Origin of the sequence: Streptomyces sp. NPDC053076 (assembly GCF_044546845.1) — a bacterium.
GTDB lineage: Bacteria > Actinomycetota > Actinomycetes > Streptomycetales > Streptomycetaceae > Streptomyces.
Window position 1 is genome coordinate 420,426 of sequence record NZ_JBITZL010000005.1, and the last position, 14,039, is coordinate 434,464.

At 72.9% G+C, this 14,039-nt stretch carries 17 protein-coding genes; 10 read left to right on the forward strand and 7 right to left on the reverse strand.

Annotated elements, in window-relative coordinates; all coding sequences use genetic code 11:
- From ACIGYR_RS23235 to ACIGYR_RS23245, 3 genes are read right to left on the reverse strand one after another with little or no spacing between them, the layout of a single operon-like run.
- On the reverse strand, positions 1-1,131 hold the full coding sequence (locus ACIGYR_RS23235; protein ID WP_399601064.1) for a CapA family protein: 1,131 nt from the start codon (positions 1,129-1,131) through the stop codon (positions 1-3).
- 9 nt (positions 1,132-1,140) lie between these two features.
- Positions 1,141-2,445 carry a phosphoribosyltransferase family protein gene (locus ACIGYR_RS23240; protein WP_399601067.1) on the reverse strand — a complete coding sequence of 435 codons (1,305 nt, stop codon included), beginning with the start codon at positions 2,443-2,445 and terminating at the stop codon, positions 1,141-1,143.
- Positions 2,446-2,457: 12 nt separating this feature from the next.
- Positions 2,458-2,769: a dsRBD fold-containing protein gene (locus ACIGYR_RS23245; RefSeq protein ID WP_399601069.1), complete on the reverse strand. Its 312-nt coding sequence runs from the start codon at positions 2,767-2,769 to the stop codon at positions 2,458-2,460.
- Between the two features lie 114 nt (positions 2,770-2,883).
- On the opposite strand from ACIGYR_RS23245, the gene ACIGYR_RS23250 reads away from it, so the two are divergent.
- Positions 2,884-3,258, forward strand: coding sequence for a YchJ family protein (locus ACIGYR_RS23250; protein WP_399601072.1), 375 nt, complete (start codon positions 2,884-2,886; stop codon positions 3,256-3,258).
- A 6-nt stretch (positions 3,259-3,264) separates the two neighbouring features.
- On the opposite strand, the gene ACIGYR_RS23255 is transcribed toward ACIGYR_RS23250, so the two are convergent.
- A complete protein-coding gene (locus tag ACIGYR_RS23255; protein ID WP_391844361.1) occupies positions 3,265-3,966 on the reverse strand; it encodes a FadR/GntR family transcriptional regulator in 702 nt (233 codons plus the stop codon).
- 140 nt (positions 3,967-4,106) lie between these two features.
- On the opposite strand from ACIGYR_RS23255, the gene ACIGYR_RS23260 reads away from it, so the two are divergent.
- Both ACIGYR_RS23260 and ACIGYR_RS23265 read left to right on the forward strand, forming a co-directional pair.
- A complete protein-coding gene (locus ACIGYR_RS23260; protein ID WP_399601075.1) occupies positions 4,107-4,634 on the forward strand; it encodes a gluconokinase in 528 nt (175 codons plus the stop codon).
- A gap of 65 nt (positions 4,635-4,699) precedes the next feature.
- Positions 4,700-6,097, forward strand: a complete 1,398-nt coding sequence (locus ACIGYR_RS23265; RefSeq protein ID WP_399601078.1) for a GntP family permease — start codon at positions 4,700-4,702, stop codon at positions 6,095-6,097.
- Between the two features lie 94 nt (positions 6,098-6,191).
- Here ACIGYR_RS23265 and ACIGYR_RS23270 read toward each other — a convergent pair whose 3' ends face one another.
- From ACIGYR_RS23270 to ACIGYR_RS23280, 3 genes are all read right to left on the reverse strand, one after another.
- On the reverse strand, positions 6,192-6,818 hold the full coding sequence (locus ACIGYR_RS23270; RefSeq protein ID WP_399601081.1) for a cytochrome b/b6 domain-containing protein: 627 nt from the start codon (positions 6,816-6,818) through the stop codon (positions 6,192-6,194).
- Positions 6,802-7,530, reverse strand: a complete 729-nt coding sequence (locus tag ACIGYR_RS23275; RefSeq protein WP_399601084.1) for a molybdopterin-dependent oxidoreductase — start codon at positions 7,528-7,530, stop codon at positions 6,802-6,804. The genes ACIGYR_RS23270 and ACIGYR_RS23275 overlap by 17 nt, the downstream gene beginning before the upstream one ends.
- Positions 7,531-7,658: 128 nt before the next feature.
- Positions 7,659-8,630: a hypothetical protein gene (locus ACIGYR_RS23280; RefSeq protein WP_399601087.1), complete on the reverse strand. Its 972-nt coding sequence runs from the start codon at positions 8,628-8,630 to the stop codon at positions 7,659-7,661.
- 374 nt (positions 8,631-9,004) lie between these two features.
- On the opposite strand from ACIGYR_RS23280, the gene ACIGYR_RS23285 reads away from it, so the two are divergent.
- From ACIGYR_RS23285 to ACIGYR_RS23315, 7 genes are all read left to right on the forward strand, one after another.
- Positions 9,005-9,901: a DMT family transporter gene (locus tag ACIGYR_RS23285; RefSeq protein ID WP_391844349.1), complete on the forward strand. Its 897-nt coding sequence runs from the start codon at positions 9,005-9,007 to the stop codon at positions 9,899-9,901.
- 34 nt (positions 9,902-9,935) lie between these two features.
- On the forward strand, positions 9,936-10,451 hold the full coding sequence (locus ACIGYR_RS23290; protein WP_391844347.1) for an NUDIX domain-containing protein: 516 nt from the start codon (positions 9,936-9,938) through the stop codon (positions 10,449-10,451).
- A gap of 21 nt (positions 10,452-10,472) precedes the next feature.
- Complete coding sequence (locus tag ACIGYR_RS23295; RefSeq protein ID WP_391844346.1) at positions 10,473-10,865, forward strand: YidH family protein; 393 nt, start codon at positions 10,473-10,475, stop codon at positions 10,863-10,865.
- Complete coding sequence (locus ACIGYR_RS23300; RefSeq protein WP_399601092.1) at positions 10,862-11,200, forward strand: DUF202 domain-containing protein; 339 nt, start codon at positions 10,862-10,864, stop codon at positions 11,198-11,200. The genes ACIGYR_RS23295 and ACIGYR_RS23300 overlap by 4 nt, the downstream gene beginning before the upstream one ends.
- A gap of 66 nt (positions 11,201-11,266) precedes the next feature.
- Positions 11,267-11,566, forward strand: a complete 300-nt coding sequence (locus ACIGYR_RS23305; RefSeq protein WP_399601095.1) for a hypothetical protein — start codon at positions 11,267-11,269, stop codon at positions 11,564-11,566.
- Between the two features lie 170 nt (positions 11,567-11,736).
- On the forward strand, positions 11,737-12,759 hold the full coding sequence (locus ACIGYR_RS23310; RefSeq protein WP_391844316.1) for a phosphotransferase family protein: 1,023 nt from the start codon (positions 11,737-11,739) through the stop codon (positions 12,757-12,759).
- Positions 12,760-12,764: 5 nt separating this feature from the next.
- Complete coding sequence (locus tag ACIGYR_RS23315; RefSeq protein ID WP_399601099.1) at positions 12,765-13,979, forward strand: acyl-CoA dehydrogenase family protein; 1,215 nt, start codon at positions 12,765-12,767, stop codon at positions 13,977-13,979.
- Positions 13,980-14,039 lie beyond the last annotated feature (60 nt).

Consider the following 14,039-nt stretch of genomic DNA (forward strand, 5'->3'; position numbering starts at 1 on the left):
TCACAGCGGTGCGCCGGTGTGCAGGGCCCGCACCGTGAGCGTGCCGCCCTCGCCGTGCTCGACCCGGGTGCCGTGGCGGCGGGCATGGCCGTCGAGGACGGTGCGCAGCCAGGCGGTGTCGTCGGCGGAGGCGTGTTCCAGGCGCAGCCGGCGAGCCCGGAGGGGCACCATGCGCAGGCCGGCGAGCCGGCCGGTGCCGGGCTCCACCGACACCAGGTACAGCAGCCGCAGGTCGTCGCGGTAGCGCTCGTGGCCGCTGATGCCCTCGTAGTCGTCGACGAGGTCGCCGCAGCCGTACAGGACGAGCCGGTCCCGGTACACCTCCGGCGGGCGGGGATGGTGGGAGGAGTGCCCGTGGACGACGTCGGCGCCGGCGTCGACGAGCGCGTGGGCGAAGCGGATCTCGTCGCGGGGAACGGCGTAGCCCCAGTTGGGTCCCCAGTGGACGGACGCGACGACGATGTCGCCGGGCCCCTCGATCCGCCGCAGGCGGTCGGCGAACCGCGTCGCGGCGGCCGGGGTCGGCGCGGCGACGAAGGCGACGCCGGGGCGTTCGGTGGTGGCGGCCCAGCTGTGCGGGATCCCGCTGGACGGCAGCCCGAAGGAGAAGACCAGGACGCGTCCGCCGCCGCGCAGCGGGACGGCCGCCGGCCGCCACGCGGTGAGCGCGTCCCGGCCGGCGCCCGCGGTGCGCAGTCCGGCCGCGGCGAGGGAGTCCAGCGTCTCCGCCAGTCCGGCCGGCCCGAAGTCGAGCACGTGGTTGTTGGCGAGGACGCAGACGTCGGGGCGGGCGGCGGCGAGGCAGGGCAGGTTGGCCGGGTGCATCCGGTAGTGGACGCCCTTGCCCGGTGCGAAGTCGCCGTCCGCGGTGACGGCGGTCTCCAGGTTGATCACCCGTGCGTCCGGAGCGGCACGCTCCAGCAGGGGCAGCGCCTCGCCCCAGGGCCAGGCGGCCTCCACGGGCCGGGGTACCGGTCCGTTCGCGGCCTCCGCCAGGGCCACGTAGTCCCGCGCGTCGTGCACGTGGCCCTCACGCAGCTGCGGATCGCCGGGGTGCGCGAGGATCTGGTCGACGCCGCGGCCGAGCATGACGTCTCCGGCGAGGAACAGGGTGACGGTCCCGCGGGGCATGGTCCCCGCCTACACGTGCGCGGGAGCCATGTGGTCCGTGAACCAGTCGCGTGCCAGCTCGGTCACCCTCTCCAGGCTGCCTGGTTCCTCGAAGAGGTGGGTGGCGCGGGGGACCACCTCCAGCCGGTTCTCGCAGCGAAGTCGTGCCTGTGCCTCCCGGTTGAGGCCGAGCACCAGGTCGTCCGCGCCGCCGACGATGAGCAGGGTGGGTGCCGTCACCGCGGGCAGCCGGGGCCCGGCGAGGTCGGGCCGGCCGCCGCGGGAGACGACCGCGGCGGGTCGCGCGGCGGGATCGGCGGCGGCCCACAGGGCGGCGGCGGCGCCGGTGCTGGCGCCGAAGTAGCCGATGGCGAGCCCCTCGACGTCGGGTTCCTCGCGCAGCCAGCGGGTGGCGTCCAGCAGCCGGCCGGCCAGCAGCGCGATGTCGAAGACGTTGCCCCGGTCGGCCTCCTCCTCGTCGGTGAGCAGGTCGAACAGCAGGGTGCCGAGCCCGGCCCGGTGCAGTCCCTCGGCCACGAACCGGTTGCGCGGGCTGTGCCGGCTGCTGCCGCTGCCGTGGGCGAAGGCCACGACGCCGGCGGCGGCGTCGGGCAGGGTGAGCCGCCCGCCCAGTCGCACGCCGCCGGCCGTCACCGTCACCTCCCGGTCGGCGGATCCGGCGCCGGCCGCGCGCCGGTGACGGCTCGCGGCCCGGCGCAGGCAGGCGGTGACCTCCTCGTCGTCGACCTGGGTGAAGTCGGCGTAGAACTGGCCGACCGCGGCGAAGTCCCACGGGGTGTCCAGGCAGACCAGTTCGTCGGCGTCCCCGCCCAGTCGCCGGGCGAAGTCCCGGGGAGCCACGGGGACCGCCAGGACGACGCGGGCCGCGCCCCGGGCCCGGGCGATGCGGCAGGCGGCCCGGGCGGTGGAGCCGGTGGCCACTCCGTCGTCCACCACCAGGGCGGTCCGGCCGGCGACGGATACGGGGGGCGCCTGGACGCGGTAGCGTGCGACGCGGTCCAGCAGCACGTCGCGCTCGCGTTCCTCGACCCGGGCGAGGTCCGCCTCGCTGACTCCGGTGCCGCGCAGCACCTCCTGGTTGATCACGCGCAGGCCGTCCTCGCCGATCGCGCCCATCCCCAGCTCGGGCTGGTACGGCACGCCCAGTTTCCGCACCAGGCAGACGTCGAGGGGGGCGTCGAGTGCCTCGGCGACCACCTCGGCGACCGGCACTCCTCCCCTCGGCAGCCCGAGCACCACCACGTCCTGGCCCCTGAGGTACTCGAGGCGAGCGCCCAGCCGTCGGCCCGCTTCGAGGCGGTTCCTGAAGTGCACGGCAGGGCTCCTTCACTCCCGTGGCAGCCAGAGCGGTGCCGGGCCGTCGGTGTCGGCCGCTCCCGTCGCCTTCATGTCGCCGTCGGCGGCGCGCAGCAGCAGCCGGCCCATGGCGATGAGGGCGCGTCCGGCGGCGAGTTCGTCGCCGATCTCCGGCATCGCCTCGTCGTAGGGGTTGCGGCGGGCCTCCGCGTGGCTCTCCATGACGTTGTCTCCGGTGTCCAGGACGATCCGGGCCGTGGTGTCGGGATCGTGCTCGGACAGGTACAGGTTGAGCCGCCACTCCTTGACGGCCGGAGGACGGCTGCTCACGGGTCGGGTCATCGTCCGTCTCGCCTCCCAGCGTCGCGGTCCCGGCAGGGCGCGCCCCTTCAGGCCCTTCCACTGTGCACCCGGCCCGTGGCGGACGCCTCCCCTGATGCGGGCAGAATGTGGGCCATGACCTCGCGTGCCTGCCCCTGTGGACTTCCCCGGCCCTACGACGCCTGCTGCGGCCGTTTCCACGCGGGGCCGGCGAGCGCGCCGACCGCCGAGCTGCTGATGCGCTCGCGGTACAGCGCGTTCGTGACGGGGGACGCGGGGTATCTGCTGCGCACCTGGCATCCGCGGACCCGGCCGGAGCAGCTGGACCTCGACCCCCGGATGAGGTGGACGGGTCTGGAGATCCTGGACACCACCGACGGGTCCGCCTTCCACACGACGGGCTCGGTCACCTTCCGTGCGTCCTACCGTGGCGGTTCGCTGCATGAGCGCAGCCGCTTCGAGCGGGTGGCCGGCGCGTGGGTGTACGTGGCCGGGGACTTCCTGGAGTGAGGTGAACTAGGGCGCCAGGATGTCCAGTTCCTGGAGGGCGCCCGTGGTGATCCGGCGGGTCAGTTCCTCGGCGCGGACCGCGTCGCGGGCGCGGACCGCCTCGGCCACGCGTACGTGCAGGGTCACGGCCGCCGGGTCGGGGTCCTCGAACATGACCTCGTGCTGGGTGCGGCCGGTCAGGACCTCGGCGACGACGTCGCCGAGGCGGGCGAACATCTCGTTGCCCGAGGCGTTGAGGACGACCCGGTGGAAGGCGACGTCGTGGACCAGGTACGCCTCCAGCTTGTGGCCGCGTGAGTTGGCCACCATGCCGAGTGCGCACTCGGTGAGTTCGGCGCACTGCTCGGCCGTGGCGTGCTGCGCGGCCAGGCCCGCAGCGACGGGTTCGACCGCGGAGCGCAGCACGGTGAGCGAACGCAGCTGGTGCGGGCGGTCGGCGCCCGCCAGTCGCCAGCGGATGACCTGCGGGTCGTAGACGTTCCACTCGGCCTTCGGGCGGACCGTGACGCCGACGCGGCGGCGGGACTCGACCAGGTACATGGACTCGAGCACACGCACCGCCTCGCGCATCACCGAGCGTGACACCTCGAATTGCTGAGCGAGTTCATCCGTGCGCAGAACGCTGCCGGGCGGGTACTCGCCCGCCGTGATCGCGGGGCCGAGGGTGTCCAGTACATGGCCGTGCAGGCCCCGGCCCCATGTGCTCATGCACTCAGCGTACGACCTGCGTCACAGCCACTAAAAGTCAGACTTATATGTCACACACTCTTGAATTCGTCGTACCTAATGGGTTTCAGTGTGGCGACGCCGCAGTGGCGTCGGATGTCGAGGAAGACAGCGAGGCAGCAATGCGAACCCCCCAGGTCGTCGTCGTGATGGGCGTCGCGGGGACGGGCAAGACGACGATCGGTCCCTTGCTCGCCGCGCGGCTGGGCGTTCCGTACGCCGAGGGCGACGACTTCCACCCCCGGGCCAACATCGACAAGATGTCGGCCGGGATCCCGCTCGACGACGCCGACCGGTGGCCGTGGCTGGAAGCCATCGGGCACTGGGCACACGGCCGGGCCGGACTGGGCGGGGTGGTCAGCAGCTCGGCGCTGAAGCGGTCGTACCGCGACCGGCTCAGGTCCGTGGCGCCCGGGGTCGTGTTCCTGCACCTCGCGGGCGACCGGCGGCTGATCGAGGAGCGGATGTCCCGGCGGCAGGGTCACTTCATGCCGACCGCGCTGCTGGACTCCCAGTTCGCCACCCTCCAGCCGCTTCAGCCGGACGAGGCGGGAGTCGCCGTGGACGTCAGCGGCAGCCCCCAGGAGATCACCGAGCGCGCCGTGCAGGCCCTCGCAGCCCTTCCCGACACCGCGGGCAGCGGCCGGTAGCGCACCAGCGCCACCAGCGCCACCAGCGCCCGTCAGAAGATCCCCCGTAACCGCAAGGAACCCCCGTGACCAGACTCAGCGTCGAGATGCTGGCAGCGGACGCGCCTGCGCCGATCACCTCCGCCGGCCACGCCCAGCTGGGCATCGCCGTCCTGGTGGGCATCGCCGTCATCGTCCTGCTCATCACCAAGTTCAAGCTCCATGCCTTCCTGGCACTGACCATCGGGTCACTGGTGCTCGGAGCGGTCGCCGGAGCACCGCTCGACAAGGCCATCACCAGCTTCACCACCGGGCTCGGCAGCACGGTGGCGGGCGTGGGCGTCCTGATCGCGCTCGGGGCGATCCTGGGCAAGCTGCTCGCCGACTCCGGTGGTGCCGACCAGATCGTGGACACGATCCTCGCCAGGGCCGGTGGGCGCGCCATGCCCTGGGCGATGGTGCTGATCGCCTCCGTGATCGGCCTGCCGCTGTTCTTCGAGGTCGGCATCGTGCTGCTGATCCCGGTCGTGCTGATGGTCGCCAAGCGCGGCAACTACTCCCTGATGCGCATCGGCATCCCGGCGCTGGCCGGCCTGTCCGTGATGCACGGTCTGATCCCGCCGCACCCCGGCCCGCTGGTCGCGATCGACGCGGTCAAGGCCAACCTGGGCGTGACCCTGGCGCTCGGCATCCTGGTCGCCATCCCGACGGTGATCATCGCCGGTCCGCTCTTCTCCAAGGTCGCGGCCCGCTGGGTGGACGTGCCGGCTCCGGACCGGATGCTCCCCCAGCGCGCCTCGGACGAGCTGGGGCGCCGTCCGGGCTTCGGCGCGACGCTCGCCACCGTGCTGCTGCCGGTCGTGCTGATGCTGGCCAAGGCGCTGGTGGACATCGTCATCGACGACACCGCCGACCGGACCCAGCGGGCCTTCGACGTCATCGGCTCCCCGCTGATCGCGCTGCTCGCCGCCGTGCTCGTCGGCTTCTTCACACTGGGGCGGCCCGCCGGTTTCACCAAGGACCGGCTCCAGCAGACCGTCGACAAGGGCCTGATGCCCATCGCCGGCATCCTGCTGATCGTCGGCGCGGGCGGCGGCTTCAAGCAGACGCTGATCGACTCCGGCGTGGGCCAGATGATCCTGGACGTCTCCAAGGACTGGTCGATCCCGGCGCTGCTGCTGGCCTGGCTGATCGCGGTGGCGATCCGGCTGGCGACCGGTTCGGCGACGGTGGCGACGGTCTCGGCGGCCGGCCTGGTCGCACCCCTCGCGGCCGACATGTCGACCACCCACACAGCCCTCCTCGTGCTCGCCATCGGCGCGGGCTCGCTCTTCTTCAGCCAGGTCAACGACGCCGGTTTCTGGCTCGTGAAGGAGTACTTCGGGCTGAGCGTCGGACAGACCGTCAAGACCTGGTCGGTGATGGAGACGATCATCTCGGTGGTCGCGGGCGGCCTGGTCCTGCTGCTCTCCCTGGTGATCTAGCAGGAGTGCTCCGGCAGCAGGATCCGGCAGCGTCCCGGCCATGACGGCCCCTCCGCAGGAGGCCCGGGTACATGTGTCAGGGGCGCCACCGGTGTCAGGGGCGCCACAGGGGGTGTTCTCGACGGGCCCAGTCCTCGGTCACCGTTCCTGTCCGCAGGCCCCGTCTCGCCTCCGGGTCGCCCAAGGCCATGCCGATGTGGCCCGCCAGGACGACGCCGATCGTCAGGGACAGCCAGTCGTGGACGAAGGTCGCCGAGGTGCGCCACATCAGCGGGGTGAGGTGGGTGAACCACATCATCAGGCCCGTGCCGAGCATGACCAGGGTCGCACCGGCGATCCAGGCGGCGTAGATCTTCTGGCCGGCGTTGAACTTGCCGGCGGGGCGTGAGGCGTGCCGCTTGTCGCGGCGCAGGGCGGCGCGCAGCCAGACCCGGTCGTGCGGGCCGAAGCGGTTGAGGAAGCGCAGGTCGCCGCGGAAGGCGCGGGAGGCCAGCCCCAGCAGCACCGGCACCGGCAGGGCGACGCCCGCGTACTCGTGGACCCGGACGACCAGTTCCCTGCGGCCCACCATGACCGCCAGCTGCGGAATGTAGAGGAAGGCCGCGGTCACCACGCACACGCCCATCAGCGCGGCCGTGCCCCGGTGCACCCACCGTTCGGCCCGGGTGAAGCGGTGGACGCCGGCGCTCGGCGGTGCCGGGGTCTCAGCTCGTAGGGTCATCGGTCCGTCCGTTCGAGCGGCCGACCCAGGCGTCGACGTCGTAGCCGAGGTCCTCCCAGTAGCCGGGCTTCACCCGGTCGGTGACCGTGATGCCGGAGAGCCATTTGGCCGACTTGTAGAAGTACATGGGGGCGACGTAGAGGCGGACCGGGCCGCCGTGGTCGTGGCCGATGTCCTTGTCCTGCATGCGCAGGGCGACCAGGACGTCCGGACGGCGGGCCTGGTCGAGGGTGAGGCTCTCGCTGTAGGTGCCGTCGAAGCAGGTGAAGCGGATGGCCTTGGCGGAGGGACGGACGCCCGCCGCGTCCAGCAGGTGGGAGAGCCGTACGCCCTGGAAGGGGGTGCCCGGGACCCGCCAGCCGGTGACGCACTGGACGTCCCTGACCAGCCGGGTCTGGGGCAGCGCGCGCAGCTCGGCGAGGGTGTAGCCGCGCGGGCGGTCCACCAGGCCGTCGATGCTGAGGCGGTAGTCCGCGGCCGTCCGGTGCGGGACGGAGGCGGCGACGGAGTAGTAGCGGAAGCCGCCGCCGTTGGGCAGCAGGCCGGTCAGGCCGGTGGGGTCCTTGCCGGCGACGCCGCCGAGGAAGCCTTCGAGGCCGCGCTGCAGCGTCGGCGCGGCGAGCACGCCCAGCGCGCCGAGGCCGAGGGTGCCGAGGAAGACGCGGCGGCCGACGGGCCGGCCGTCCCGCTCCTCGGATTGTCCGGAGTTCACAGGTTCATTCGAGCACCCGGGGTCGCCCCGGGGCCAGGGAATCGGGTCGCCGGTCAGAGTTCCGTAATCACTTCGCGCGGACGTCTCCTGCCGTGCACGTGGCGAAGGACTCCGTTTCGGGCTGTTTCTCACTGTCCGAGGGCGCGGGTGCGGGCGGTGCGGAAGGCCGCCAGGGGGTCGCGTTGCGCGTACGTCCAGGGGGCCGGGGTGGCGTGCTCGCCGATGCGCTGGAACAGGGCCGCCGCCTCTGCCGGGCGGCCGGCGCAGGACAGGGCGAACGCGAGGTGGTTGAGGTCGATGAGGCGGCGCGGGTGCTCGTCGTGCTCCCACTCCAGCCACCAGTCGAAGGAGGCGCACAGGATCCGCCGGGCCCGCGGGCCGGACCAGTGCCGGGAGGCCGCCGGGTCGGCGGGGGCCAGCCCGGCGGCGGCGAGGACCCGGTAGCGCTCGGCGTACGCGACGACCGGCAGGACGGCGAGGGGCGAGTCGGCCGGGGCTTCGGCGGCGGCCGCCTCGGCGGCGTCGTAGACCTCGTGGTCCTCGGTCAGGCCGGCCGCTGCGCGTTCGGCGAGGCCGGCTATCAGCAGGTGGTGGGCATGGTGGTGCTCGCGGTGGCGGCGGCGCAGCTCGGCGAACGTGCCGAGCAGCTCGTTCTCCGGGCCGAAGGCGCGGGCGAGCAGGAGCAGGCCGAGCCAGGGGGTGGGGTCGGCCGGGACGAGGACGGCGGCCGTGTCGCAGGCCGCGCGGGCCCGGCCGGGTTCTTCCTCGCCGCGCAGGGCGCGCTGGACCAGGGCCAGGGCGAGCAGCGTGGCGGCGTCGGCGGAGTCGGGCTCGTCGGCCAGCCAGGCGCCCGCCCGGGCGGCGGCGCAGGGATCCTGGGCCAGCGCGGTGAGGCGGTGGCCGCGGCGGTCCCAGTCGTCGCCGGTGTGCACCAGCAGGGAGCGGGCTGCCTGTCGCCGGCCCTGGGCCAGCGCGGCGCGGGCGGTGCGCAGTTCCGCGTCGTCCAACGCGGCGTCGAAGGCACCGGAGTCGTCCCGTGTGTCGCCGGACGGGTCCGTTGCGGCCCGGCGAGCACCGAGCAGAGGCGGGAGAGGGGGCACCGCGGGGCTTCCTGTTTCTCGGGCTGCCATCGACCGATCACGCACAGCAAACCCTCAGCCAAGGATCGCGTCAAGCGGAACGCGGGTGATGCGGGCTTCAACCTCCGCTGGAGGGAGGGAACTTGACCTTTCCGGTGCAGGTGGGCCGTGTCCCGGGCGGACCGGCCCGGGAAAGTCCCTGTGGCGTATGCCATGCCGTCACGGGGCGTACGCCCCGGCTTTCTGTGGCGTACGCCATGGCGTCCCGGGGTCCGGTTGCGGACGATGGCGAGTCAACCGCCCGTTCCGGGTGCTTCCGGGGCAATGCTGTACCGGGAGCGCTACAGTCGGCCACTACGCGCCCGTGGTCCGGCCGGATGATCGAGGTACACAGCGTGTCCGTTCTGGTTCTCCTTCTCGCCGTGAGCGCGGCCTGCTGTCTGGGCTTCGGCTTCGTGCTCCAGCAGAACGCGGCGCAACAGGCACCGCTCAGCGACTTCCTCTCCTTCCGGCTGCTGCTCGACCTGATGCGGATGCCGCGCTGGCTGGGCGGCCTCGGGCTGATGGTGGCCGGCATGGTGCTCGGCGCCGTCGCCCTGGGCAAGGGCGAGATCTCGCTGGTCGAGCCGCTGCTCGCGACCAACCTGCTGTTCGCCCTCGCCCTGTCCCGGCACCAGACCAGACAGCCCCTGGGCCGCCAGGGCTGGGCCGGTCTGCTGCTGCTCGCGGGCGGGGTGAGCGCGTTCATCACGGGGGGCGAGCCGCGCGGCGGCACGGCCGTCGCCGATCCGCTGCGGCACTGGCTGATCATAGGGATCGTGGTGGGCGTGGCCCTGGTCCTCACGGCGTACGCCAAGCGCTCCCGGCTGAGCTGGGGCCCGGTGCTGCTGGCCCTGGCGGCCGGGCTGCTGTACGGCGTCCAGGACGCGCTGACCCGGGTGAGCGGCACGCTGTTCTCCGACGGAGGCTTCACCGAGCTGCTCACCGGCTGGCAGCCGTACGGCGTGGTGGCCTGCGGGGTCACCGGGCTGGTCCTGGTGCAGAGCGCGTTCGAGACGGCTCCGTTGCGCATGTCGCTGCCCGCGCTCACCGCGGCCGAGCCGCTCGCCGGGATCCTGTGCGGGGTGGGCTTCCTCGGTGACCGGCTGCGCACCGACACCGGGGCGCTGGCCTGGGAGGCGGCCGGACTCGCCGCCGTGGTGGGGGGCATCGTGCTGCTGGGGCTGCATCCGGCCATGCCGTGCGGCACGGGCGAGACGGAATCCTCGGCCCGGGACCTGCAGCGGCGCTGAGCCGGCGCTCTGAGCGGTTTGCTTGGATACGGGCATGAACCCTGCTGACGAGATTCTCGACATCGTCGACGAGCACGACCGGGTCGTCGCCCAGCGCCCGCGCGGCGAGGTGTACGCCCGGGGGCTGCGCCACCGCTGCGTGTTCATCGAGGCCCGGGACGCGGCCGGCCGGCTCTTCGTGCACCGGCGTACGGCGACCAAGCTGGTGTTCCCCGCCCTGTACGACATGTTCGTCGGCGGGGTCGTCGGCGCGGGCGAGTCCTACGAGGAGGCGGCGCTGCGGGAGGCCGAGGAGGAGCTGGGCGTGACGGGGCTGCCCCGGCCGACGTTCCTCTTCAAGTTCCTGTACCAGGACGGCGCCGGGAACAGCTGGTGGTCGGCGGTGTACGAGGTGCGCTGCGAACTGCCCGTGCGCCCGCAGGCGGAGGAGGTCCAGTGGCACGCCTTCCTGCCCGAGGAGGAGGTCGGACGGCGGCTCGGCGAGTGGGAGTGGGTCCCGGACGGACTGGCGGCGTACGAGCGGCTGCGGGCGTTCCGGGCGGCCCGGTGACCGCCCGGTAGGGTCGGCCGGGTGAGCGAATTCGTACGGAACATCCGGCTGTGGTTCGCGCCGGAGCGGGTGCGGGACGAGGGCGGCACGCCCGACTATCGGTTCTCGCTGGCCAACGAGCGCACGTTTCTCGCCTGGCTGCGCACGGCGCTGGCGCTGATCGGCGGCGGATTCGCGGTGGACCAGTTCCTGCCGGACCTGCGCTGGGCGTGGCGGGTCGGTCTCGCGCTCGCGCTGCTCGGGGCCGGTGTGCTGTGCTCCCTGCGCGCGGTGAACCACTGGGTGCGCTGTGAGCGGGCGATCCGGCGCGGCGAGGACCTGCCCGCGTCCCGGTTCCCGGCGCTGCTGAGCCTGGTCGTGGCGGTGGTGGCCGTCGCGATGGTCGTGGTGGTGCTGGTGAGGTGGGAGGGGTGACGTCCGGGGCCGCCCCGGCGGTCCGGGACCCCGGGTTGCAGCCCGAACGCACCCGGCTGGCCTGGCGGCGTACGACGCTGTCGGCCGCCGTGGCCGCCGTTCTGGCCCTGCGGGCGGCGCTGCACGGTGGCCTGTCGGCCACCGGGGTCGTCGCCTGCGCGGTGTGCTGCGCCCTGTGGCTGGGCTTCCTCCGGGTGGCCCACCACCGCATCCGCACCCTGGCCACCGGCACCCCGCCGCCCGCGCTCGCCCCCCGGCACGCGGCGGCGGCGGTGCTGTACGCGGTGGCACTGGCGGCGTGCGCGGCCGTACTGGTGGTCCAGGGCCGCCCGTGACCTCCGGAATTCTCTCCTGACCATACGTCATAAATGCACATCAAATAGGCGTCCATAGGTAGCACCATGACCACCGTCCACCAGGAACACACCGCACACGGGACGCACAGCCACGGACCGGGCTGCGGCCACCACGCCGTGCCGCACGGCGACCACGTGGACTACGCCCACGACGGCCATCTGCACCGGGAGCACGCGGGGCACTGGGACGAGTGCGAACCGGCCGGGCACGCCGTCCACGAGGGGCACGAGCACGTGCACCACGACGAGTGCGGGCACGCGCAGGTGCCGCACGGCGACCACGTCGACTATCTGCACGACGGACACCGGCACGCCGAGCACGGCGACCACTGGGACGATCACTGACCTGCCGCGGGACAGCGGCCGACGGCTCCCCGGACAGCTCGCCCGGGGAGCCGTCGGCCTAGGGTGGCTCCGGTCACGTTCGCTCCGATCTTCGCGTCATTCACTGGACGGCATACCGACCGGTCGGCATCATGAGTCGAGACCTGTTCACCCGTCCTGAGGAGTGATGTATGAGCGCCGACCACCCGCCCGGGCTCGACCTGGACCGGCTGCGCGCCGAGCTCGACCGCGAGCGCCCCGGTCTGGTGAACGGCCCCCTGACCGGACGGCTGATCGAGGGCGGACGGTCGAACCTCACCTACGCGCTCTCCGACGGCACCTCGAAGTGGGTCGTCCGCCGGCCCCCGCTCGGCCATGTGCTGGCCACCGCGCACGACATGAAGCGCGAGCACCGGGTCATCAGCGCCCTGCACCCGACCCGGGTGCCGGTCCCCCGGCCGCTGCTGCTGTGCGAGGACGAGGAGGTGCTCGGGGCTCCGTTCTACGTCATGGAGTTCGTCGAGGGCACCCCCTACCGCACCGCCCAGCAGCTGGCCCCGCTCGGCGCCGAGCGCACCCGGAACGCGGTGCTGTCCTTGGTGGACACGCTGGTCGAGCTGCACGCCGTGGACCCCGCCGAGGTCGGTCTCGCCGACTTCGGCCGGCCGGAGGGCTTCCTGGACCGCCAGCTGCGCCGCTGGGGCAAGCAGCTGGACGCCTCCCGCAACCGCGACCTGACGGGCATCGACGAGCTGCACGCGGCGCTCGGCCGCGCCCTGCCCACCTCCCCCGCGCCGGCGGTCGTGCACGGCGACTACCGGCTGGACAACGTCCTGATCGGCGACGACGACCGGATCACGGCGATCCTCGACTGGGAGATGTCCACGCTCGGCGACCCGCTGACCGACCTGGGCCTGCTGGTGATGTACAGCCAACCGCTCGGCATGACCGACTCGCCCGTCTCCACCACCGCCGAGGCGCCCGGGCACCCCGCGCCGCGGGAACTGATCGAGCGGTACGCGGCCCGCTCCGGCCGGGACGTCTCGGCCGTCTCCTGGTACACGGCGTTCGCCTGGTTCAAGCTCGCCGTGATCCTGGAGGGCATCCACTACCGGTACACGCTCGGCCAGACGGTCGGCCGCGGCTTCGACCGCATCGGTGACCTCGTACCCGTCTTCATCGACCACGGACTGACGACCCTTCAGGAAGGCTGACCCGCATGGACTTCGCGTTCGACGCACGCACCGAGGAACTCCGGGCGAAACTGCTGGCCTTCATGGACGAGTACGTCCACCCGGCCGAGGCGGTCGCCGAGGAGCAGCGGGCCCGGCTGGCCTCCCCCTGGGACACCCCCGCGGTGGTCGAGGAGCTGAAGGCCGAGGCGCGCGAGCAGGGGCTGTGGAACCTGTTCCTGCCCGACGCCGAGCACGGCGCCGGGCTGACCAACCTCCAGTACGCACCGCTCGCCGAGATCACCGGCCGCTCCCCGCATCTCGCGCCCACCGCGACGAACTGTGCCGCGCCCGACACCGGGAACATGGAGGTGCTGGCGCAGTTCGGCGACGAGCAGCAGAAGAAGCAGTGGCTTCAGCCCCTGCTGGCCGGGGAGATCCGCTCGGCGTTCGCGATGACCGAGCCGGAGGTGGCCTCCTCGGACGCCACCAACATCACCACGCACATCGAGCGGGACGGCGACGAGTACGTCATCACCGGCCGCAAGTGGTACATCTCCGGCGCGATGAACCCGGACTGCAAGATCTTCATCGTGATGGGCAAGACGGACCCGGACGGCGCCGACATCCGCCGTCAGCAGTCCATGGTGCTGGTCCCGCGCGACACCCCGGGCGTCACGGTCGAGCGGGCGATGCAGGTGTTCGGCTACGAGGACCACTGGCACGGCGGCCACGCCGAAGTGGTCTTCGACCACGCGCGCGTGCCGGTGGCGAACCTCATCGGCGAGGAGGGCGGCGGCTTCGCCATCGCCCAGGCCCGGCTCGGTCCCGGCCGGATCCACCACTGCATGCGGCTGATCGGCATGGCGGAGCGGGCGATCGAGCTGATGTGCCGGCGGGCCGTCTCGCGTACCGCGTTCGGCAAGGCACTGGCCCAGCAGGGCGTCGTCCAGAACTGGATCGCCGACGCCCGGGTCACCGTCGAGCAGCTGCGGCTGCTGGTGCTGAAGACGGCCTGGCTGATGGACACCGTCGGCAACAAGGGCGCGCACACGGAGATCCAGGCCATCAAGATCGCCACGCCGCGCGCGGTGGTCGGCATCCTGGACCGCGCGATCCAGCTGCACGGCGCGGGCGGGGTGAGCCAGGACTTCCCGCTGGCCGAGCTGTACGCGAGCGCCCGCACCCTGATGCTCGCCGACGGCCCGGACGAGGTGCACCAGCGGTCGCTGGCACGCCGGGAGTTGAAGAAGTACCTGTGAGCACCCGCCGTCACGGCCGAGCGGCCGGGCTCTCGCCCGCCGCGCCGCCGTGACGGCCCG